The organism is Paraburkholderia sp. MM5477-R1, from assembly GCF_050436385.1.
In the GTDB taxonomy this organism is placed as follows: domain Bacteria; phylum Pseudomonadota; class Gammaproteobacteria; order Burkholderiales; family Burkholderiaceae; genus Paraburkholderia; species Paraburkholderia tuberum.
The window spans coordinates 65,034-86,552 of record NZ_JBNDMC010000004.1 but is presented as its reverse complement, the minus strand read 5'-3'; the positions used below and the strand labels follow the sequence as shown (position 1 = coordinate 86,552).

The 21,519-nt window shown below is 60.1% G+C and carries 22 protein-coding genes; 17 read left to right on the top strand and 5 right to left on the bottom strand.

Annotated features, from left to right (window positions below):
• Nucleotides 1–25 precede the first annotated feature (25 nt).
• The gene (locus tag OKW35_RS10770; protein WP_429551923.1) at nucleotides 26–307 is read right to left on the bottom strand and encodes a hypothetical protein; all 282 of its coding nucleotides are present in this window, start codon (nucleotides 305–307) and stop codon (nucleotides 26–28) included.
• A 168-nt stretch (nucleotides 308–475) separates the two neighbouring features.
• Here OKW35_RS10770 and OKW35_RS10765 point away from each other — a divergent pair, with 168 nt between their 5' ends.
• From OKW35_RS10765 to OKW35_RS10700, 14 genes are all read left to right on the top strand, one after another.
• Nucleotides 476–1,489, top strand: coding sequence for a DNA-binding protein (locus OKW35_RS10765; protein ID WP_429551922.1), 1,014 nt, complete (start codon nucleotides 476–478; stop codon nucleotides 1,487–1,489).
• 33 nt (nucleotides 1,490–1,522) lie between these two features.
• Nucleotides 1,523–1,876, top strand: a complete 354-nt coding sequence (locus tag OKW35_RS10760) for a hypothetical protein (protein ID WP_116120295.1) — start codon at nucleotides 1,523–1,525, stop codon at nucleotides 1,874–1,876.
• A 73-nt stretch (nucleotides 1,877–1,949) separates the two neighbouring features.
• Nucleotides 1,950–2,396: an SET domain-containing protein gene (locus OKW35_RS10755; protein WP_429551921.1), complete on the top strand. Its 447-nt coding sequence runs from the start codon at nucleotides 1,950–1,952 to the stop codon at nucleotides 2,394–2,396.
• A 311-nt stretch (nucleotides 2,397–2,707) separates the two neighbouring features.
• Nucleotides 2,708–3,064 carry a hypothetical protein gene (locus tag OKW35_RS10750; RefSeq protein ID WP_429551920.1) on the top strand — a complete coding sequence of 119 codons (357 nt, stop codon included), beginning with the start codon at nucleotides 2,708–2,710 and terminating at the stop codon, nucleotides 3,062–3,064.
• 20 nt (nucleotides 3,065–3,084) lie between these two features.
• Complete coding sequence (locus OKW35_RS10745; RefSeq protein WP_429551919.1) at nucleotides 3,085–3,825, top strand: hypothetical protein; 741 nt, start codon at nucleotides 3,085–3,087, stop codon at nucleotides 3,823–3,825.
• 359 nt (nucleotides 3,826–4,184) lie between these two features.
• A complete protein-coding gene (locus tag OKW35_RS10740) occupies nucleotides 4,185–4,970 on the top strand; it encodes a TIGR04255 family protein (RefSeq protein ID WP_429551918.1) in 786 nt (261 codons plus the stop codon).
• On the top strand, nucleotides 4,967–5,599 hold the full coding sequence (locus OKW35_RS10735) for a hypothetical protein (RefSeq protein ID WP_429551917.1): 633 nt from the start codon (nucleotides 4,967–4,969) through the stop codon (nucleotides 5,597–5,599). The genes OKW35_RS10740 and OKW35_RS10735 overlap by 4 nt, the downstream gene beginning before the upstream one ends.
• Before the next feature lie 6 nt (nucleotides 5,600–5,605).
• On the top strand, nucleotides 5,606–6,445 hold the full coding sequence (locus OKW35_RS10730; protein WP_429551916.1) for a hypothetical protein: 840 nt from the start codon (nucleotides 5,606–5,608) through the stop codon (nucleotides 6,443–6,445).
• Between the two features lie 169 nt (nucleotides 6,446–6,614).
• The gene (locus tag OKW35_RS10725; RefSeq protein ID WP_429551915.1) at nucleotides 6,615–6,968 is read left to right on the top strand and encodes a hypothetical protein; all 354 of its coding nucleotides are present in this window, start codon (nucleotides 6,615–6,617) and stop codon (nucleotides 6,966–6,968) included.
• A 132-nt stretch (nucleotides 6,969–7,100) separates the two neighbouring features.
• A complete protein-coding gene (locus OKW35_RS10720; protein ID WP_429551914.1) occupies nucleotides 7,101–7,607 on the top strand; it encodes a hypothetical protein in 507 nt (168 codons plus the stop codon).
• 374 nt (nucleotides 7,608–7,981) lie between these two features.
• Complete coding sequence (gene dcm / locus OKW35_RS10715; RefSeq protein ID WP_429551913.1) at nucleotides 7,982–9,382, top strand: DNA (cytosine-5-)-methyltransferase; 1,401 nt, start codon at nucleotides 7,982–7,984, stop codon at nucleotides 9,380–9,382.
• Nucleotides 9,383–9,487: 105 nt separating this feature from the next.
• Nucleotides 9,488–10,870, top strand: a complete 1,383-nt coding sequence (locus tag OKW35_RS10710) for a type II restriction endonuclease (RefSeq protein ID WP_429551912.1) — start codon at nucleotides 9,488–9,490, stop codon at nucleotides 10,868–10,870.
• A gap of 582 nt (nucleotides 10,871–11,452) precedes the next feature.
• Complete coding sequence (locus OKW35_RS10705) at nucleotides 11,453–12,346, top strand: hypothetical protein (protein WP_429551911.1); 894 nt, start codon at nucleotides 11,453–11,455, stop codon at nucleotides 12,344–12,346.
• Nucleotides 12,336–12,644 carry a serine hydrolase gene (locus OKW35_RS10700; RefSeq protein ID WP_429551910.1) on the top strand — a complete coding sequence of 103 codons (309 nt, stop codon included), beginning with the start codon at nucleotides 12,336–12,338 and terminating at the stop codon, nucleotides 12,642–12,644. The genes OKW35_RS10705 and OKW35_RS10700 overlap by 11 nt, the downstream gene beginning before the upstream one ends.
• Nucleotides 12,645–12,681: 37 nt before the next feature.
• On the opposite strand, the gene OKW35_RS10695 is transcribed toward OKW35_RS10700, so the two are convergent.
• From OKW35_RS10695 to OKW35_RS10680, 4 genes are all read right to left on the bottom strand, one after another.
• Nucleotides 12,682–14,469, bottom strand: a complete 1,788-nt coding sequence (locus OKW35_RS10695) for a hypothetical protein (protein WP_429551909.1) — start codon at nucleotides 14,467–14,469, stop codon at nucleotides 12,682–12,684.
• Between the two features lie 284 nt (nucleotides 14,470–14,753).
• The gene (locus tag OKW35_RS10690; RefSeq protein ID WP_429551908.1) at nucleotides 14,754–15,248 is read right to left on the bottom strand and encodes a GNAT family N-acetyltransferase; all 495 of its coding nucleotides are present in this window, start codon (nucleotides 15,246–15,248) and stop codon (nucleotides 14,754–14,756) included.
• 276 nt (nucleotides 15,249–15,524) lie between these two features.
• Entirely contained in the window at nucleotides 15,525–16,475 is a 951-nt protein-coding gene (locus OKW35_RS10685; RefSeq protein ID WP_429551907.1) for a tyrosine-type recombinase/integrase, read from the bottom strand.
• On the bottom strand, nucleotides 16,450–16,719 hold the full coding sequence (locus tag OKW35_RS10680) for a hypothetical protein (protein ID WP_429551906.1): 270 nt from the start codon (nucleotides 16,717–16,719) through the stop codon (nucleotides 16,450–16,452). Before OKW35_RS10680 ends, OKW35_RS10685 begins: the two co-directional genes overlap by 26 nt.
• Before the next feature lie 241 nt (nucleotides 16,720–16,960).
• Here OKW35_RS10680 and OKW35_RS10675 point away from each other — a divergent pair, with 241 nt between their 5' ends.
• The 3 genes from OKW35_RS10675 to dctP all read left to right on the top strand — a co-directional run bounded on the left by OKW35_RS10675 (nucleotide 16,961) and on the right by dctP (nucleotide 21,510).
• Nucleotides 16,961–19,216 carry a bifunctional diguanylate cyclase/phosphodiesterase gene (locus tag OKW35_RS10675; protein WP_429551905.1) on the top strand — a complete coding sequence of 752 codons (2,256 nt, stop codon included), beginning with the start codon at nucleotides 16,961–16,963 and terminating at the stop codon, nucleotides 19,214–19,216.
• A gap of 51 nt (nucleotides 19,217–19,267) precedes the next feature.
• The gene (locus OKW35_RS10670) at nucleotides 19,268–20,269 is read left to right on the top strand and encodes a helix-turn-helix transcriptional regulator (protein WP_429551904.1); all 1,002 of its coding nucleotides are present in this window, start codon (nucleotides 19,268–19,270) and stop codon (nucleotides 20,267–20,269) included.
• A 176-nt stretch (nucleotides 20,270–20,445) separates the two neighbouring features.
• On the top strand, nucleotides 20,446–21,510 hold the full coding sequence (gene dctP, locus OKW35_RS10665; RefSeq protein WP_429551903.1) for a TRAP transporter substrate-binding protein DctP: 1,065 nt from the start codon (nucleotides 20,446–20,448) through the stop codon (nucleotides 21,508–21,510).
• The last annotated feature ends 9 nt before the right edge of the window (nucleotides 21,511–21,519 follow it).

The following is a 21,519-nucleotide window of genomic DNA, read 5'->3' as shown; positions in this document are numbered from 1 at the left end:
GATTTGATTCGACTGACTTGCGGAACTAGATAGCGGTAGGCTCGCTGGGCGGACTTCTGTAATGCGGTAGCGGTTTGCCCAGTTGTACGATCGCCCACAGCAGCAGCCGTTCGGCTTCCTTGCGGTAATTCTCGAAAGTCGTTTTCCTGTCGGCGACGCGCGCGAGCCACGCGCGCACTGCGTTGAGATCGTCGCGGGCGGCGATCTGTGAATGCCCGTGCGCCCGGTTGGTGCCGTCGCGGCCGTCCAGATCGGCGGGCAATTCGAGTGCATCGAGCGGGCGCGGCGCAATCAGGGCGGTTTTCATGGGCGTGGGGACCGGAGCGGGCGGGATTCGGGGTGTCACGCGACGAGCGTCCCATGGCCGACATGAATCTCAACATTATAGGGATAATGTCAAAATATACCGCAACTTGGATTAAATCCATGCCGGTTTACGTAGTAATATTTATCAAACTACCTTGATTGTGATCTCATGAGCGACATCCTGTCCCCTGATGCGGCGCTGGCCGCCGACATCGAGCGCCTGAAGACGGAATTCCCCAAAACCCGCGAGCTGTACCGCGAGGTCTGCGCGCTGCTGTTCTTTCGCCACGGCATTACGCCGACGGCGAACCGGCTTTACCAGCTGGTGAAGCGGGGCAGCATGGGCACGCCGACCCAGGTGCTCGGCGAGTTCTGGGCCGAACTGCGCGAAAAAAGCCGGGTGCGCATTGACCATCCTGACCTGCCCGCCGATCTCGGCGCGGCCGCCGGCGAACTGGTCGCCACCCTCTGGACGCGCGCGAGCGCGTCGGCTGCGGCCTCACTGGACGCATTGCGTGACGAACTCGAGGCGCAGCGGGCCGCGGCGCAGCAGTTGGTCGTTGCTGCCCGCGATGAGCTGGGTCGCACCGAGAGCGCACTCGAGCAGCGCACCGCCGCGCTGCTGTCCGCGCAGGTCGAGGTACGGGAGCTGGAAAAGGCGCAGGCCGAAGGTCATGCGCAGCGGCAGGCGCTGGAAGCGGAACTTGGGCGTATCAGCGCGGCGCTGGCTGCGCGCGATCGCGAGCTCGCGGAGGTCAGGGAAGCGTTTTCGCGCGATCTGGAAAAGCAGCGCGAAGCGGCCGAACGGGCCGAGGATCGGCTCAGGGCGTCCGAGAAACGCGCCCTGCTGGAGATCGACCGCGAGCGGGGTAACGCGGGGAAGCTGCAGAAGGAACTGGACGAAGCCGCGCGTCGCGCGGACCACAAGGATGCGGATCATCGTCGGGCAGTTGACACGTTGCAATCGCAACTGGGCGACGCGCGTCATCAGACGGGCGTACTGCAGGGGCGGCTCGATGCGGTTCAGGCGGAGAACACGCGCCTGCAGACGGAGCTCATCGCGGCTCGGGACGCGCATCGAGCTCCTGTTCCTTCCACGGTCCGGAGCGCCCCGCGTGCGACCCGCCCGTCCCGCGCTGCGGTCGCGGCCAAACCGGGAACACGTCGCAAAAAAGCGGTATAAACAGCAGATCACTGCATTCTGGAAAGTCGCTGCATGGCTGATATCTATCTGCTCACCGGGCTGACGCTCCCCGTGGGCATCGCGCATGAATCGCTGCCCGGGGCGGTGAAGGCGTTCATCGCCGACTGCTGGCAGCGCATGAGCCGCACGCAGATGATTGCACGCGCGAAGTCGCGGGGTCTGCGCCTGTCGTTTCGCGCGACAGGGCGGTGCGCGCATGGCGAAACCGGGCTGTTCGAGCTGCGTTTCAGTGATGGGACAGCGGGCTGCCTGATGCTGGCCCACCTGCAGCGGGTGCGGAATAGTCGTGGCCGCAGTCGTCGGCGTGGCCGTACTGCCGTTTCCCGGCCGCCGGCGCGGGACCCCCGTCAGACCAGTCTGTTCTGAAGGTAACGGCGCTGTTGCGGTGCCACCCAGCGCCCGCTATGCTCGCTGCCATCAACGAACCAGGGGTCCGAAAGTGCGGCGTGTGGCGGTCAGAAAATCTTCAGTTCACGGGCGGGGCGTTTTCGCGCTGCAGGCAATTGCCGCTGGCGAGCGGATCCTTGAATATCGCGGTGAAGTCACCTCCTGGCGGCGGGCCGCTGCCAGGCACAAGCGTTCCGGAACACCCGGTCACACGTTTCTCTTCGGCCTGGCCGACGGACGCGTGATTGACGGCAGCGTCGGCGGCAATAGCGCCCGCTGGCTAAACCACTCCTGCCGGCCGAATTGCGAGGCGATCGAGGACGAGCGGGGGCGTGTGTTTATCGAGACGATCCGTGACGTGATGCAGGGCGACGAGTTGTTTATCGCCTATGGGCTCACGCTCGATGAAGCGATCACTCCTGAACTGGTCGCCGACTATGCCTGCCACTGTGCGACGAAGCGGTGTAAAGGATCGATGCTGGCTGCGGTGAGCGGGTAGCGAGCGCGGCCTAACCGACAGGTCCAGCAGTGGCTCCTACGCTGCTGGGCCGGACGCACCGTGACGGGAAGCTCCGCGGCGACTCATCGAGGGCGCTGGGCGACGTTCCGAGACGGGCTGACTGGGACAGCTTTCTCTGCCTTTACGCCGGCGCGCCCAAGGCCGCCGCCGAGCGCCGCTGTCGGTATAGGGCAAATGGTTGCCAAAGTGGCTGTTGCGACTTTTACTTCCGAGACGCTGCTACTTTCGCTTCATCGCACGTCAAGGGCGTGCCCGGGCGATCATCGCGATGAAAGCAGGGCAGGGCGCCGATGGCTGACCCGTTCGAACTGGTCGCGCTGGCCCTGCCGGCCGGCTGCGCGCCCGAGTCGCTGCCGCCGGCGGTGAAGCGGCTGGTCGCGGACTGCTGGCCCGGCATGAGCCGCGCGCAGCTCGTCGCGCGTGCCCGCCGGCATGCGCTTCAGCCGTCACTGCGCGCCGCAGGCGACAACCCGGGCGTGAGTGCGCCCGGCGAAACCGGCCACTTCAGCCTGACCGTGACCGTTGATGGGAGGGAGGTGCGTCTGGTTGCCCATCTGCGCCGGATCCCGAAACGCCGGCGCCCGGCGCGGCCGGCGAAGGCGTCGAAGCCGCCCGCACGCGATCCGCGGCAGGGCGCGCTTTTCTGACGGACCTGCGGAGCTGAAAAATGGGCCGACCCCGGATCGAGTGGAACGATGCACAGCTGCTCGCGATCATGAATGGCATCGCGGCACTCGACCGGGATTTCCCACGCGACAACGCGCGCATTCTGGATGGACTGGTCGCGGAAGTCCGGGCGATTACCGGCCGCGTGTTTGGCGCGACCACCTACAGCCGGCCGCTGCGCGATGTCGCGCCGCAGGTCGGCGTCCAGCGCCATCCGAGTGCCCCGACGGTTCAGCAGGCGATCCTGCGCGCGCAGGCGCTCGCGCCGATCTCACAGCCGGGCAGTGCGGATAACCGGCCGGTCGATCTCGACCTGATGCGACAGGCGCTGGCCCCGGTGGTGCGCGAGGCGCTCGCGCCGCTGTATGCGTCGCAACGCGCGAGGACGGTCGAACACGCCGGCGCGGTCGCCCAGGATGAAGATCGCGCAGACGCGAGGTTGCAGCAGGCGCTGCTCCAGGCGGCGCTTGAGGACACGCACGCGCGCATCCGCCGTCTGGAAGAAGACAGCGGGCGGCTCAATCGCGAGCTGGGCGAAGCACGGGCGGCCCGGGACCTCGCCGGCGAACACGTGAACCGGCTGCTCGCCGACCTGCATCAGGCCTTCGAGCGTTCGGGCGCCGGGGCCGCGGCGCTGGCGCAGGCCGCGGCGCAGCTCGCCGGCACCGAGCGCTTCCTGAACCGGCTCCCGCCGGGGTGCATCTGCACTCGCCCTACGGGCTCCTTTCGATGCGCCCCATAACCTCAGCGCCACCCGTATCAGTCATCTCGGATTAGCCCGGAAGACTAGAAAACATTCCGAATTCCTGACTGACGCCGCCGTTTAATGTCGGATTTCGACCGCCGTTCACAAGAGGAGGGGGGCCACCGGTGAGCTTTCGCTTCGGGGAACGAAGGGCAAGGTTGCACAGTGCGGGTTCAATCGGCAGCTTCCAGATGTTCCCGGTCTCGGTCAGCAGGTGTTGCCGGAAAGTGGCACGATCGATCTCGCCTAGATGCTGGCGCCGCCTCTTGTGGTCCGAGGGAAATCTCGATTAAGATTCGCCACCCATATTTGTCAACTGAAGTGTAAACTGTGGGTATTATCGAGAGGAGCCGAAGATGGGAGCACCGCTAAGAAATCCGCCTGTCTACTTCACGGTAGCGCAGGTCCGTTTCAATGCGCTCCTGAAGCTTGCGGAGTATTTGCCGTCTATTCAGGAGGCTATGCGAAGAGCGGGCTTCCCCGATTTTGTCACGCACAAGTCGATCGGTGTCCAGATCGCAATGCAGGACGGCCAGGCCGTGCCTACTCCAGTTCAACAGGAACGCTTCCTGTTCGGTACTACGGACAAGGCCCACAGTTTTGTAATCGGCCCGGAGTTCCTTACGCTTCAGTCGACCAACTACGGGACGTTCGAGGACTTTTCGGGAATGTTCCTTGAGGGGCTCGCGCGAGTGCACGAAGTGGTCCAGCTCGACTTCACCGACCGGGTTGGTTTGCGATATCTGGATCACGTGGCACCCAAGACGTATGATTCGCTGGACCAATATCTAGCGTCCGAGGTCCTTGGGCTGAGTGCGCGTTTCGGTGGCACACCCGTGCATTCGTTTTCAGAAACACTGAATATTGTCGGCGATGTCCGGCTCCTGTCGCGAGTGGTCATCCAGAACGGCGGCCTTTCGTTCCCACCGGATCTGTTGCCGGAGAGAATGGAGATTAATCCGAGATTTCTGACCTTTTCCGGCCATCACGCGTTGCTGGACACCGATGGCTCTGTTGAGGGGCGAGAGATCTTCTCCTCAGATTTTGTATGCAGACAGTTGCAGACGATTCACGAAGTCATCGGATCCGCCTTCAAGGCAACGGTGACCCAGCACGCTCTTAAAGTCTGGGACGAAAAATGATCGAGACTCTTGCTTTACTAGGAACGAACGCCGGAGACGCTGGTATCGGTTATCGGCCGGCCCCAGCCATTTATCGGCGCGCACCGACGACGCTGCGGCCTCTTCCTCGTATCGGCGCGGCCGGTACCGGAGGCTTGGAAGGTGGGGGCTACTACCGGCTGCACATGGGCTACCAGCCGTTTGCAGTGGTGGAGTGCGCTACAGCACAACAGCAGCCTCCGTTCGCCAGATTGATGCTGGACGTGAAGGCTGGCTTTGGCCGCACCATGTCGCGTCTGCCAGAGGTGTTTGGAGTGTCGCGGCAGACTTTGTACAACTGGCTCGATGGCGAAACACCGAAGGACGTGCATCAGGCCAAGCTGAGACAACTCGCCGAGGCTGCCAGGGCGTTTACAGAACTTGGCTTCAGGCCTACGTCGCTCTCGCTCGACCGTACGGTCGAGCATGGCAAGTCATTGCTTCAACTTCTCAGCGAAGGGGCGTCCGGACGCGACGCCGCGAAGAAGCTCATCCGTATTACGCAACGGGGAGCTGATTCGCGCGCTAAGCTTGACGATTTGCTCGGTGGCCGGAAGGCAAAGCCGGAGGTTTCCGATATGGGGACGCCTTCGCTCAACGAGAATGTCTGATTGCGTATGAACGAAGAGCCGCCAAAGCCGTGGGGACGTGATACCCGTTGGCGCCAAGGCCACGTGCTACGGGCGGAAACCGCAGCGACATTCAAGCTCCGAAATGCGATTGACGCAGCTGCCAATCTGGTTGTTGTAGTGAGTCACGACTGTGACCTGGCAAACGACAACCTCGATGCTGAACCTGACGTGGAAGTTATCGTTGGTCGACTCGTGGCGACACCGAACGGAAATTTCTCGTGGGGAAAGGCGCCGCGGACACTGCATCTTTCCATGATGCGCGACGGCGGCGTGGTGACGGTCGAGTTGATCGCGACAAGCAAGCGACTGATCCCCAAGCGGGAATTGGCACAATTCGAACCGGACAGCGGATTCGACCTTGATGGGCAGGGGCTAGCCGTCCTGCGAAGTTGGCTTGGAGCCCGATACAACCGCAGCGCGTTTCCAGATCCTTTCGTTGGCCGCATGGCCGCCACCAAGCTTGACGCAAAGCTTGCGAAGATTCTGGAGCCACACGGGGAACTCATATCCGTCGTCTATTTTGAAGTAGACGGCGGTCGGATTGTAGATCGGGAAAAGGACAGTCCCTACGAGCTAGGTATCGTGCTGGTATATCCCCCCGGTGATGACCCTGAAGCCTCGGCCGACGCCGCAGATGAAGTTGTGAAAGCTGTCGAGCGAGTGTGTGATCAGCGCCTGGCGAGCAAGACCGACATCGTGCTGAAGAGATGTCTCGCAATCTCGGAAGACGATCTCCCGGTTAGTCGGGCGCGAGTCCTGCTGCAATGGCGCTTCGAGTATATGACGTTGCGTGCAGGCGGGCATCCCGGTCCGGTGCAGACGTGATCGTCACCCTCGATGGAAGCATTCCTGGGTGGACGAAAGTGAAAGAGGTCGAGGTCTTACTCGCGAGTTACACGCTGGATCTCGGCCGCGTGACGACTAGTTGAGTGTTGGCGAGGACCGGCGCGTGGTACGCCGGAGGCGAGCGCGCCAAAAAACCTATGCAAAGAAAATGCCCGATACGTTTGAACTGGTCGCCTTGTCATTGCCGACAAATCTCGCCCCCGAAGCGTTGCCTGCTGCCGTCAAGCGACTGGTGGCGGACTGCTGGCCCGGCATGAGCCGCGCGCAACTCATCGCCCGCGCGCGACGCCATGCCTTGCATCCGTCGCTACGGGCGCACGGCGCAAGCGCCCCAGGTGAAGCCGGCCACTTCAGCTTGACTCTGTCGGTCGACGGCGCAACCGTGCGGATAATCGCGCACCTGCGGCGCGTCGCGAAGCGCCGCGTGTCCGCGCGTGCGGCTAGGGCTGCGAAAGTGTCGCGCCCGCCGCTGCGGGACCCGCGCCAGGCGTCACTGTTCTGACGGACGGTGAGCCGACGCGCTGAACGTTTTCCTGGTGGCTGTGTTCTTCAAGGGACTTGATCAGCCGGCGCGCACCAGTCGCGATCCCTTGACGTTGAGAGATCGCAAGTTAAACAAGGAAGCACAGTGAGCATGGCGAACATCAATGTCTATCAATACCGGGTGCCAGGTCAACCCGTAATTAACATGCGGGGTTTGCAGCCACGATACGGAACGCGACCCGCGATCGAGCGTATCGCACACATCCCGCTACTGGACACGGTGCTCGAGCTCGATGAAAGACTGCTCAATGCGGACGGGTTCACGGTGCCTGAATATCTGACTTACCGGATTCACTTGAAGCGCTCGCATGAATATGCCGGATGGACGGAGCCGGACGGGCCACTGCCCGATGCCCGCCTGCCGATCATGGCAGGCGACTACGACGCGCGGCTGACAATGCGCGAATTCGGTCCGGCTTCCGGCGCCACTTCGTGTCTGCGCATCGTGGACGCGAACCAGCGAGCCGGTGGAGATCTCTGGGTGCGTCTGGATGACGAGCCCGAACTTGCCCGCTTTCCCGATCTCGCGCCGACGGCCGCGCTCGTGATCAACGGTCGGCGCCTGACGGATCCGGATGAACTCGATACGCACCGCTAGAGGAGGAAGACTCCGCCTGCCGGCGCGGGTCCGTCTTGGCGAGCACCGGCAACGCGCGCTCCATGCGGCGTGCCGTACCAACCGAATCAGAAAGGACCAATAGGGGGAGGGGTGTCACGTCCACACCTGAGTTGGCCTGACGAACAACTGCGCGAGATCATGGACGCGCTCGTTGCCAGCGACCGTGATTTTCCGCTGGATAACGCACGCTGTCCTAGATAGTCTGGTTGATAACGTGCGTGCGGTGACCGGACGCCTATGCGGCGCCACGACCTATGTCGACCGCTATGCGATCTGTCGGCGGATAGGGTGATGCCGCTCGGCCGCCACTGGGGCGAAATGTTACTCGCCCGCTGGGTCAACTGAGTGATAGGATGTCACTCAATTCACCCCGCACCATGAACATGCAAAAATCAAACGACGAACTCGCTCTGGTCAAAAAGGCTCTGGAAATTTACGACCAGAAATATCTCGCCGAATATCTCAACATGGGCGGCGACGGTTCGTGGTGTCGGGAAACGATCAACCGGTGGGTGAACGGCAAAGCGTCGATGCGGCTCAGTCACGCCGAGTACTGCGCGTTGCAGGATCTGCTTCCAAAGCCGCCGAAACGTCAGAAAGCCGATTTCGACTTTATCGACCTCTTCGCGGGGATCGGCGGCATCCGGCGCGGCTTTGAGGACGCGGGCGGGCGATGCGTTTTTACAAGCGAGTGGAACGAGCCAGCGGTACGTACCTACAAGGCGAACTACTACTGCGACCCGACCCATCACAAGTTCAACGATGACATCCGGAAGATCACCCTGAGCGACCGGGAAGATATCTCCGAGCGTCAGGCATACGAGAACATTGATGCGGAGATTCCGGATCACGACGTGCTGCTGGCGGGATTTCCGTGCCAACCATTTTCCATCGCTGGCGTCTCGAAGAAAAATGCGCTGGGCCGAGTTCATGGTTTCGAATGCAAGACGCAGGGAACCCTGTTCTTCGATGTTGCGCGGATCATCGCCGCGAAGCAACCGGCCGCGTTCGTTCTCGAAAATGTGAAGAACCTGAAGAGCCACGACAAGGGGCGGACGTTCAAGATCATCGTGGATACACTGCTTGAACTCGGCTACTGGATCGCTGATGTCGATGCGTCGGGAGCGACCGATCCAAAGATTATCGACGGTGCGCACTTTGTGCCGCAGCACCGCGAACGTATCGTACTGGTTGGATTCCGGAAAGACCTGGATGTGCACGAAGGGTTCACGCTCAGCGATATCCGGAAGCAGTTTCCGAAGAAACGGCCATCGCTTGCCGAACTCCTGGAGCCCGCCGTTGAGGACAAGTACGTCCTGACGCCCAAGCTGTGGGAATACCTCTTCAACTATTCGATCAAGCACAAGGCAAAGGGCAACGGATTTGGTTACGGTCTCGTCACTGGCTCGGATGTCACGAGGACCTTGTCGGCGCGTTACTACAAGGATGGATCGGAAATCCTGATCGACAGGGGATTTTCCCCGCGAAAGGACTTCTTCCATCCGGACAACCTGCGTAATCGTCCCCGACGGCTCACGCCGCGCGAATGCGCGAGGCTGATGGGCTACGACGGCCCCGCTGAAGGCGGTTTCAGAATTCCTGTGTCAGATACGCAGGCTTACAAGCAATTTGGTAACTCCGTGGTCGTACCGGTGTTTGCTGCTGTCGCCAAGCTGATGCGGTCGAGGATCCTTGAAGCGAAACGTCTATCGTCGCACGCGTCAGCGCCGCGTGAGATCATGGCCGCGGCCTAGACTCCAGGGGGACAGTCTCAAAAACATGAGCGTCAAGGGGGCGCGCAGCTTGGCGCTCCCTGTGAATGCACCATACAGAGAAAAACTGAGAGACGGGGGCGCGATATGGCAATCGCTGGCAATTGGCCGGAAATCCAGAAGTGGATCAGCCGGAGTTCGGTTTTGTTCATCAAGAAGCTCTCGCGAAACGACTGCGGTTGGGCTGATGACCGTACGAAAGGTCATCAGAACGGGCCCTACATTCCCGGAGAGATTCGCGAAGCCCGCTTTTTCCCTGTTCTGGCAAACATCAACACGGCAAAGCCGCATATCTTCGAGGCGGCCGTCCGAACATTGTGGCCTGACACGGGCGAGATAAAGTCATCCAACCTGAAGCACTATTCGAACAAGGGTCATGAGATGCATCTGACCGGCGTGCCGAAGAGTGAGTTTTCCGGGCTAACACCCGCATCACTTCTGATGGTGGGTAAGCTTACAGAGGAAGTGAGCGGGTGCCGCTACTGTTTGATGACAATCGACTCAGGCGGTGAAGACGCGGAACTTCTCGAATCCGCATTTGATCTGGGTGCGGACTTCCATTTCGGCTTGTTCGATCCACGCAAGGCGTTGACACCGCCGAAGGACGAAACTGAAGCACTGATTGAAGAGCTATCGCGGTTCTTCAACGAAGGGCGCCTTCCCGAGTTCATCGCGTCGGTGTCCAAGTTACCCGCGCCTTCCGTACTGGCTGAGGGGGCCCAGCAGATCTTCATCGCAGAACATGGCCTCCAGAGTCTCGATCCCTATTCCATCGAGAATCCTGGTGATGCCATCATGAAGATCAGTCGTGATATCGAGTACACGTTGTACAAAAGGGCCGAGCTACGTCATCGCGCCGCAGAAGTACTTCGCATCGTCACTTCGGAAGGACATGACATTGTGACCGCGGTCGTCCGCGGCTTCCCCCTACTAGATGCCACGTTCCTTAGCGCAAGCCAGCATCGCAAGTCTCGCGCCGGCCGATCGTTTGAGCAACATATCGCGAGAGTGCTCCGGGACGGGAGCATTCCATTCGAGGAGCAAGCAGTGACCGGCGGGCGTCGGCCAGACTTCGTGCTGCCATCGCTTGTAACTCTCCAGTCGCTTGAACGCCAATTTGACGAAGCAGCAGTGTTGTCGGCGAAAACCACTTTGCGGGAGCGCTGGAAACAGGTAACGCTGGAGAAGTTCAACGCCGCGCTGTTTCTCGCGACAGTCGACGACCGCGTATCGTCCGAGGCGATTGATGACATGGGACGGCAGGATATTTGTCTGGTTGTGCCTGAATCGCTGAAGAACTCCAAAGAGACCTGTTACAAGGGGAAGGACAACGTCATCACCTTCCGAAGCTTCTTCCGGGATGAAATAGCGGCGAAGCGGCCAGGACTTAAGGGTCGCAAGTCGGTCGTAGTCGTGGACGATTCTCCTCAGCCGGCACATCTCTTCAGTTGCGATTTACCGCGAGGGTAGCCGGACAACCGCTTCTGGCCGATCGCATGCCTCACGCAAACGGCATGGACTGCGCGAATCTCAACCCGCCGCGATCGGCAGCACGCGACCGATACTGTTGAAAAAGTCGCTGGCCATCTCTATCGTGAGGTTTTCGGGGGTCTTCTTACCCTCGACCGGGGTGCGCGAGCGGCTTGTAGGCCGATCTGAGAGGTCAATTTTCGCGCAGGAGAACTGAAAAATTCACGCAGCGACTTTTTCAACAGTATCGACCCTCAGGGGACGGTTAGGTCGTCGGAAAGCCGACGCTCAAAAAGCAATCAGCGGGGGCGATATTTGATCACCATTTCTTGAAGATCACCTTCGCATAGCTCGACGGCGAAGCAGCTTGTGTTTGATTTGATCGACAATCCGCTGACCGGCTCACACCGCATTGCGCATGAAGAGGCTACTAAGCGAGGCGAGCCTCCGATAGCAATAGCCAGTAAGCGCATGGTAAGCTGATCGAAAACGTCAAATCCTAACGCTATGGGCAGGCGAAAAAATCACGGGAACAGGATCGCGCTCCTTAAGGCGTCCATTGAGTTTGAGAACGCAGAGCGGTTGCGGAAAATCGCGGAAGAGGGCGAGCCACCCGAGTTGGTTGGCCCGGAGCTGCCACGCGATACAGTCATTAGCTTCTGGCAGGAGAGGAAACCGCATCTCTATGACCGGTCGATCCAAAACGAAAGCAGGTATCGCTCAGAGGTGCTATTTGGCACGCGACGAGCGAGAGACGGGTTCCACTTCGACAAATACACCAGCGATCTAGCCAACAAACCCGACACAAGAGAGCCGTTCAAGCTCCTGCCGTCTGCGTTCTTGCGCCGCGCAGAGAAGACGCGGCCGGAGGCCCCCCAAGCAACGGCATCAGGGTTCTCACAGTGGCTCTATTCGCTCTACGCTACAGCATACGGAGACGACGAAGATCGCGAGCGCGGTAAGGCACTGGAACAAGCGATCTACAAACACAGGTTGAATGCTCAGGGTGCCGTCCACAATGGTTATCTGCGTAGTGTCGGTTCGGAGTGGCGCCTTATTCACAACGGGCTGCACTTGCCCGGCCATGGATACACAAACTGGTTCACGATCGACCATCTTCGGGTCAACGGCGAAGCGCTGAGAGTGTCGCCAGACTTGATTTACCACCACCCTCGCTTCAACGAGATCATGATTGTAGAGATCAAGAATTCGTGGATGCGAATACCGTCGAACCTCTGGCCGAACGTGTGGGGGCAACTCTGGTGCTACTCGCAGCTCGACATTGCACGCAATGCTGGCCGCGTCACTGTTATTGGGGAAGTGTGGGGCGAGCGAACCAAGTATTTGGGGCGAGGAACGAATCGTGACCCTGTTAATGTTTTGCATATGCGGGCTTCGGAGCGGCGCGATCCACGGGCGCCTGCTTTCGACCGCTTCTTTCGAGCACTCTTCGACATCTATTGCGGTGGTCGATAAATCCTCTACCAGCGGCAAGATTCACGGCGTATCGCTTGCCGCTCTTCTCGCGGGGACGAGAAGTGCCGAACATTACTTCGGCGTTCGCGGTGCGCACGACCGCGCCGGTGTCGACGCGGCGACTGTCTTTGAGGCTGCGTCTCTCACCAAACCGCTCGTCGCCTACGTCGCGCTCCAGCTTGTCGAAGAAGGGCTGTTGGATCTGCAAAAACCCCTGTTCGACATCTGTGGAGAGTACGTACCCGGCGACACGAATTCTCGGCGGATAGCGACGGAATCGCTACCACTGTTTGTTTGAGTGCTCGACGCAGACGGTAAAGCAGTCAGGCGCTTCCCTATTGGCTATCGTCCTGCTGTGCTGGTTGTTCGTACGAAGATGGGAGGACGGCGTCAGGGTCGTCCTGCGTGATGGTAAACTTTATACTGTCAATGATCCATTCGCTTCGTGGTTCGTGATGGTGTGCTTGCTGCCCTCCAGGCGCTTCCATGCTCTTCAACATCGCGACGAGGTCAGCCAACGTATGCCCATCGGGCAGCTTCAACTTCAAAAGCTCGATCGAATTGAACAATTGCAACCAGTTGGCGTGGGCCGTATCGACCTTGTGCGCCACGTCTTTCAGCGGAAAGCTGTAGTGCTTCGTAATAACGAGGCGATAGACGCGCAAGGTGGGGAATCGCCGTGGCAATCTGAGAGAAGCACGAACACCAGCTTCCCCGACTGCCTCGATCCATTCGTCCAGTGACGTTAGCCAGCGGATTGTTTGATCTCGAAGCCGGGTCGTCCGGGCATGCTTTGATCGGAGATCCGCCCCATATATATCCTGATATTTCAGCTGGCAGAGGAAGACTGCACCCGTGCTTTCTTCCATCACTACCAGATCGATATCCGTGAGCTCGCGTCCGCCCAGTCTGATCTTGATGTTCTCGAGATATGCCAGTCCGGAGAACGCGTCGTCCATCACGCGCTTGATGGCCGTCTGCATCGATTTCTCGCGAGACTGCTGACGCTTGTCGTAATCACGCGGATAGTGGTGTCTCAGCGAGTTGAGAAGGAACTGCATCGGGTTTAACCGTGTGGCGGTTATGGACCGGATGAAGCTCTGATCCGATGACTGGACCATCATGGGCAGCGGCGACGCCGGTCGGTCAAGAAGGGCCGTATTCTTTCGACTGACAGAAAGGACCTCAAAAATACGCCGCGCATCCTCGAGCGTCGCGTCTTCAAACCCGTCATTGACAACACCGAACTGGTTGATGGCGTCTTTGAGGCTTTCGATAAAGGGCGCGGTCTCAGACGTGATTGTGAGGATGTTCTCAAGTTTCACCCCGGGTTCCTTTTCGACCAGCGCCTCCGCGAATCGCTCGTGACGCATCGAGATGCCGACTAAGAAAGTCAGCGCAAGAATATATTTCTGGTAGGGGATTCCGCCGAACTCGACTGCGCCGTGAAACGAGTCGTACCCGTCAGCCAACTGGGTTTCGCTAAAGGCAACGGTGAAAAAATAGTCGTCGAGGAGGGAATCCGCGTGATACCCGATGTAATGTCGCTGAAACGGGTACACCAGTTCCTTAAGCATCTCACCGACTTCTTCTCCCCTCTGCCGCGCAAACTCAGATTCAAAGAGTTGCTCCATCCGCCTGCGCGATTGCGCGCGGTAGTGTTCTGCGATTGACCTTTCATAATATTCGTCATCGGGAATCACGGACGGCACGCGAATCTGGAATTCGTTTTCCCCTGTGCGTTCGATGCTGCAAAGTCCGGTCGATGCCGATTGCGCAATGCGTCTGCCGTGCTCGATCATACCCAGACCTCCTACGATCTGAAGAACAGGAAGTGCGATTGCGGGGTCACGCTGGAACATCAAACTTGGAACACTGAACGCTGGACTGGCTTCCAACGAAAGCTTGATCAGGCGCGCGACGCCCAGTTGCAGCAGGTAGAACTGCTCAGTCTGGTCTAAGGTCGCAGCCTCGTCGCGCTGCGACAGGTTGTAGTAATACCAATCAAGCTCGTTGATTGCGGCTTTCAGGATCAGACCGCGGGTGTCCGAGGCGAGCTCGGATATGAATGTCGTCTCTTGGGCGTTTAGAGCGTCAAAGAATTCGCTAACGGAAGTACTCATTTTTTGCGACCCAGTATGGCGTAGATTGTTTTTTGCGGGTTACAGCAGCAAGTCTGCAAAGAAAGCTGGCTATTAGTGCAGGCCCCAACCAGGCGTGCCCTCAAGATTCGGACTTTTTCGTACGTTAAGCGTCCGAGTGTGCGTTTCTGATGTCGCTGATCGACCGAGGCCGTCACATCTGCTTCTGTGATCCTCTTTGCAGGCCGATCAATCCGTCGCTGCCTGTGAAGATGTCCGAGTAGCTGTTCACACGCGCACTGTTTTGATTCGCAGGCACGGGCAAGCTAGTGGGCCAATTTTTCGTACAGTGACCAGACGTAACCGTCGGGTTGCAGTCCTACGCGGATAAATCCAAGCGACTCGTAGTAGGCGCATAGCTTCGCAATTTGGACGTCGCAGTCGAGTCGAACAAAACGCCGGTTCAAGCCGCTCACTTTGTCGGCGCACCAATCAAGCATGAAGCTACCGAGTCCACGTCCGTCAAAGCCTTTCCGCACACATAGCCCATGCACATAGCCGGCGATCGGTTCTTGAGGTCCCCAGTGCTTTTCATCGTCTAGATCGAACGAAAACGTTCCGACCGGAGTGCCATCCAGCTCAACGACATGCACTTGTTTTCCAGAGACATTGTTTCGCATCCACCTCTCGGAAAATCCGTCTCCTTCCTTGCCCCACGCATAGTCGCCGTGCGCCACCTTCATTGCGTGCGCGTCGTTACGGATCTGCGTGAGCGTCGGTACGTCCAGTAAGCCTGCCCTACGAACGGATATTTTTGTCATTGCTTTTACTCCACTATCTACAGGAGAGCGAAGATTAGCAAAGCGCCCTTACGGTGGCCCAAACCATCCAGATTTATCAGCGATTGAGGATGGGTAATTGGAAGGCTGCTTCTGGCCGAGGCCGTATGAAAAACGCATGCAGAACATGGGGTTTGAAAAAATCGACCCTTTAGATCGCGCCATATCGGCTTGGCAGCACTTCGGGAAGGGTAAAGCGACACCTGAAACCGAGTACCTTTGCGTTTTCACACGGCCTCAGCCGGTGACAGTCTTTGCTTAGTATGTAACCCTGAATGTCGGAGAATCTTCCGGGCGACTTGTGCGACGGTCGTAAATACGGGTCGTGGCGATGTTGGCGTGACCGAGCCATTCCTGAACCCTGGCGATATCGGCTTCATGTTCCAGCGCATTGGTCGCCGCCGTCGCCCGGAGGCTGTGCACACCGAAGCCCTGCACCTCGATTTTCGCGTCGGCTGCGTAGGCGAGCACGATCTTGTAGACGCCATCGGCCGTCAATGCTGCATGTGTCTTCCTGCGGGCCGGCTGGAAGAGGGGAGCATTAGGTGTTTCGCCGTGTCCTGCCACTTCGAGGTAAGCGTGGATGCGTTCTGCGCTGCCCGCGTGCAGGGGCAGGTAACGCAGCTTGTTGCCTTTGCCGTGAATACGGAGATGCAGAACACCACGGCGCGGATGAATGTCGCGGACCTTGAGCTGGCAGAGCTCTTCGCGGCGCAGGCCGTGATACAGCAGTACCGACAGCAGCGCCCGGTCGCGTTTCCCTTTCAGCGTGGCCGGGTCGGGCGCATCGAGCAGCGCGCGCGCCTGATGGTCGCCGAGCGCGGGCGTTTTGCCTTCGTTGCTCTCGACCTTAGGTCGCTTGGCCCCCTTGACGGGGTTGAAGTCCACCGCGTTCTTTTCGCAGAGGTATTCGAAGAGCGAGGACAGTGCCGCCAGCTTGCGGCGGATGGTGGCGCCCGAGAGTGCACGGTCTTCAAGCACCTTGCGCCAGGCCAGCACATGCGCGCGCGTGACGAGGCGAAAGTCTTCGGGCCGCGTGACGGCGGTGAAACTCATGAAGTCGCGCAGATCGACCTGATAGGCGCGACGCGTGCGCGGGTTGTCCAGATTGGCAAACCATTCGGTTTCGGGTGGCACGTCGGCGAGCCGGTGAAACTGAGCGGCGGTCAGCCGCTGCTCGCGTTCAACTGGGGTCGACGGGACGGACATGGTTTTCTCCAGGCAGCTCGGCAGCGTGCGCGCGGATCAGCGCGATCAGTTCACCAGTCGTAATCTCGAACCGGGTTTCGCGCTGGATGCCGACCTTGCGCGCATCGGTTTCCACCAACAGGACGGACTTCCCGTCCTCGCTTGCAACCAGACGCAGCGCACGGCACAGGCGGCCGGTTTCCGACTCGTGTTGCGTGAGTATGCCCATTTCGCCGCGTGCCCCTTTGACTGCCAACTGCACCATGCCATCCCCGATAAGCTCACCGACAATCCCCCGACTTTACTATTGATAACGTATTTTATCAATAGTAAATCTAGCGAAGAAAGCGCGGCTGCGGAGCGCAGCATCGCGTGAGTAACATCTTGTAACGCAATATTTGGGAAAACCTCTGTATGGTAATTGTTCAGACAAAATTGACCGCGCGGCATCCGGCCAGGAGGCAACCGTCATGGACACAAGGACCCGGCGAGGCAGAAGGGCATTAGTGAACTGGCTGGAGCGCTTACACCGACTGGCACCGGCGAAGTCTGTTGTCTGGGTCCCTGCAGGCACATTCGCATTGATCCTGGTCCTCTGGATCGGAACCATCTCGCGTATCCAGGCGGAAGGACGGGAAGCACGGCAGGTGGTGGCTGGCGCTACTTCCCAGGTGGCATCGTCGTTTGCTGCTCATATCGACAAGACGGTGCACGATGCCGATGTCGCCGTACGCTGGATCAAATACGAATACGAGCGCTCGCCGTCAACGTTCCGGCTGGACACGTATAAAGAGAAGGGGTTGATTTCCGCAGGTACCGCACTGCAGGTCACCATTGTCGGGCCAGACGGCGAAGTCTTGCAGACGACGACGCCCGAGGCGCAGCCCGTCAACGTCAGCGACCGGCGACACTTTCTTGCCCATAAAAGCAGCCCGGATATGGGACTGTATATCAGTCGGCCGGTGCTAGGTCGCGTATCTCACCATTGGACGCTGCAGTTCACGCGTCGCCTGAACAACCCCGACGGGTCTTTCGCGGGCGTGGTGGTGGTGTCGGAAGATCCCGACTTTCTCACTACCGGCTTCAACAATCTCGAGGCCCTGGGCGTGGGTGGCATGCTCGTGGTGATGTCAGATAACGGCTACCTGCTCTCGCGCCTGGCGAGCGGTGAGCATGCTTCGCCAGTTGGACCACCAGCGTCCGCGTATCGCGAAATGGTCGATGCGAAAGGTGAAGGGTTCACCGATCCCGTGGACCGCGTGCCTCGCATCGTTACCTATCGGCATTCGACGCAGTATCCGGTGGCGGTGCTGGTCGGCACCTCGGAAAAGGTCGCGCTCGCCGGGTATCGGCACGCCAGAGATCTGTACATCCTGATGGCCGGCCTTCTCACAATCGTCCTGCTGGTAGCGGCTGCGGTCATTACGGCGACGATGACGCGACTGGTGGCAGCCCGGGCACGAATGCAGCACCTTGCGGAAACAGACGCGCTGACGGGTCTCCCCAATCGCTACCTGCTCACTGAAATCCTGCGGCGGAGGCTCGGGCGCGAGAGGCCGCTCGACAGGCTGGCGCTCCTCTTCGTCGATCTCGACAACTTCAAGCGCATCAACGATGCGCTGGGCCATCAGACGGGCGATGAACTGCTCCAGAATGTGGCGCGGCGCCTCGTGAGGGTGGCCGGAAAGAAATCGATCGTCGCCCGGGTTGGCGGAGACGAATTTGTGCTGGTCGTCGAGGGGATGGATGTCGCTGTCGCCGCACACGACATGGCCCGGTCGATTATCGATGCGTTCGAACTCGCCTTCGGGCTGCGCGGCAACAGCTATGTGATGCGTGTGAGCATCGGCGTTGCCGTCTACACGGCGGAGTTCGAAACGGAATATGACCTGCTCAGGCAGGCAGATCTGGCCATGTATGCAGCAAAGGAAGAGGGCAGGTCGGCGAATGCGAGCCGATACCATACTTTTACCCCGGACCTGGCAGTCCGGGCGATGCGCGATATCGAACGGCAGCAGGAACTGCAGTACGCGATCCAGAACAATGAGTTCTTCCTCGAGTACCAGCCGATCGTGTCGCTGGACACGGGAGACACACTGGGCGTCGAAGCGCTCGTGCGCTGGCGCCACCCGGAAAAAGGCATTGTCCTACCGGGCGAGTTTATTCCGTTTGCGGAAAGCACGGGATTCATCATTCCCATTGGCGAGCTGATCCTCGAGGCGGCCTGCGCCCAGTTCAGTGAATGGATGGAAAGCGACCCGCGCCCGCTCTATCTGTCTGTGAACGTGTCGGCCGCGCAGCTGGTCCACGGGGATCTGATCGGCGTGATCCGCCCGTGTCTCGAGCGGCACTCGATTGATCCGCGGCGGCTGAAGCTCGAAATCACGGAGACCGCCATTCTCGAGGACGCCGCTCTCATTGCACGTCGCCTGAAAGAACTGCGACTGCTCGGCGTCAGGGTGGTGCTGGACGACTTCGGAACCGGCTATTCGTCGCTGGCTCACCTGACCAATCTGATGGTTGACGGCGTGAAAATCGACCGGAGCTTTACGCGGGGCGTGCCTGGCGACAGGACGGCGCTCGCGATGTTCCAGAGCATTGTTTCGCTGACGCATGATCTCGGACTTTCACTCGTGGTCGAAGGCGTCGAGACGGAGCAGCAGGTCAACTGGCTACGCCCCTTCGGACATATCGAGGTGCAGGGTTTCTATTTCTGCCGGCCGGTCGCACCGGGTAGTCTGCAAGCCGGTCGCGCGGCATAGGGTGCGGCCATGCGCACGCTAGCTGCCGGCCGCGCGGATCGAGACGGCGAAATGCTCTTCGAGGCCGCCGTGCACGTCACGCGCGATCGTGTCGCGTTGCAATTGTGGCGGAATCCGGATATGTCCTGCGTGCTGGAACGGCAGCTTGTCAGGGCCGACGGGGTGACCATGACACAGATTCTGCTGGCAGGGGACCGTGACACATTGCAGGAGTTCATCGCCGCGGATCCATATGGCGAGCACCTGCGCCCGCAATATGAATCCCTCTGCCGGGTCCACTGCGAACAACTGGAAAGCCAGTCGGGGCGCCCGGCAGCGCGGCAACGCCCGTGCGATCCGCTCGACCAGATCGGTCGCGTTCGCGGCTGCCCGAACGAGGCGGAGCTGATGGCAATAATCAGCGGCGTGCTTCTCCCTCTGGGCGCACAGTCCTACACCTATCGCTGGTTGCATGTCGACGAAAGGACTGGCGCCATTGACGGGCAACGCTGCCTCATTGGATGTCATCCTGGCTGGATTCACGCGTACATCAGTCACCAATGGTACAGGACGGATCCTGTCATCGAGTATGCGCGAAAGAACGGCGCCCTGATACTTGCAGGCGATATTGAGTCGTTCGGCGACGATGGCCGCGCGACGGAGGCAGCAGCGCAATACGGTTTCCGGAGCGCTATCGTCTGTCCGGCGCATCGGCCTTCCGGTACGTTGATCGGCCTGCTGCAGGCCGGCAACGAACTGCCTCAGCCGGAAGGCGAGCGTGTGCTCTGGCAGGACCGGAGCCGCGCGCTGCTACGCTCGCTTACGGAGGAAATACTCGAGTGGCGCATCGTCGCGCAGCGTGAGGAGGAGGCTAGCCGGATCGATCTCGATCCGCGCGAGCGGATCGTCCTGCGCCTCGTGAGGGCGGGCCGCACCGCGTGCAATGTTGCGGACAGCCTCGGCCTTTCGGAAAGAACGGTCTACGACATCTTCAAGAAAATCAACCGGAAGCTGGGCGTTTCGCATATCACCCGGGCGGCCGCAATGGCCACCGACAAGGGGCTGATTGAATAGCGGGAACTGCCGTTTTTTAAAGCGGAACAGAGCATCATAGCAAAGGATGTGGCTCCTGCATACGTCAGAATCCATCCGGTTTTGACATAGCGTTCTCCGCTAAAGTGACTTCCACCTGACCCGATCCCGCGCTTGCCGCGGCGATGCGGCCGCCTCCTTGTCGAATAATCCTGCCGATGATCCGTATCCGATTAGGACAACGTATTACGCATGCCGTGCTGGCAGCCTTTCTCGCCTGCGGGACGGCAGGGCATGCGGCACGCGCGGGCCAGACATGGACGATCGCATCGGACCATCCAGCCGATACCGCAGCCGGTCGAGGCGTTGAATCCTTCGTTGCAGCGTTGACCCGACAGACGGACGGGGTCCTGACCGGGCGGGCCGAATTCATGGCGAAAGCCGCGACGAAGGACCCCGTGGCGGCGGTACTGGACGGCAACGTGCAGGCCGTAGACGTGTTTGCCGGGGCGCTGGCACACGTCGATCCCATCTTCGAGTTGTCGACACTGCCATTCGCGGTCCGCTCGGAGGAAGAGTCCCGGCGCCTTGCCTGCCTCGCGAAACCGGCTTACCGGCGTGCGTTGCTGCGTGCGGGTCTGCACCTGCTTTTCATTTCACCCTGGCCTCCCACGGGGCTCTGGTCGCGGCAGCCGGTAACGACGCTCGCGGACCTGGCTAATCTGCGGGTGCGCACATACGACGATGCCTCCGCCGAGGTGCTGGGGGCGCTGGGTGCCCATGCCGCTGCGCTGCCTGTCCAGGACGTCGGGTCGCTCCTGCGCAACGGTCATCTTGACGCGGTCCTGTCGTCGGGTGATGGGGCCGTGGGTATCACTCTCCAGGCGAATCTGTCGAATTTCAATGCGATCCACTACGCGTTTCCCGTGTCATTCGTGGTGATGAGTCAATCGCGCTATGAGGCGCTGCCGGAAAAACTCAGGCCCAAACTGGACGCAGCCGCCAATGAAGCCGAGTCGCAGCAATGGGCCGCCCTGCCTGCGCGGATTCGGGCGAACGACGTGCAAATGCAGCATGCAGGGGTGAGCGTGAACACCCCGATCGACAACGCGCTGGACGTGCGCCTTCGTGAAGCCGGCCAGAACCGCGTATACGACTGGCTGTCACGGGTTCCGCCCGAGGACGCCGACATCATCAGAACGTTCCAGCACCAGGAGGCGCCGGCGGCGCAAGTCCCATGTCCACTCAGTCTGCTCGAGGCAGGGCGCGGTACCCGCGAATAGCAGCGTCCG